General features: G+C 36.7%; 1 protein-coding gene. It reads right to left on the reverse strand.

Annotated features, from left to right (window positions below):
* Positions 1-441 (reverse strand): Cna B-type domain-containing protein (locus AAIE21_RS29350; protein ID WP_343269879.1); only part of this gene is annotated, 441 nt, incomplete at both ends.

The following is a 441-nucleotide window of genomic DNA, read 5'->3' on the forward strand; positions in this document are numbered from 1 at the left end:
CTTTCGCATTATCGTCTTTCCATGTTTTTGTTCCTTCTACTTTTGTTTGACCTACTTTTGTATTCGTAATGTCATAGCCATTTACTTCTGTTTTGTAACCATCTACTGGTTGTTCTTTTACTTCATATTTATATGCTTTTCCATCTGCATCGTATGCCGCTAAGTCTTTGAATCCATATTTCCAACCGCTTGCTTCTGTTACTTCTTGCGTACTGATGACCTGACCATTTTGTAGTAAGTCTACTTTAATCATCGTCGGACGATCTTTTGCATTATCGTCTTTCCATGTTTTCGTTCCTTCTACTTTTGTTTGGCCTACTTTTGTATTCGTAATGTCATAGCCATTTACTTCTGTTTTGTAACCATCTACTGGTTGTTCTTTTACTTCATACTTATATGCTTTTCCATCTGCGTCGTATGCCGCTAAGTCTGTAAACGCAT

Origin of the sequence: Paenibacillus sp. 102 (genome assembly GCF_039549175.1) — a bacterium.
Lineage (GTDB): Bacteria > Bacillota > Bacilli > Bacillales > Bacillaceae_G > Bacillus_A.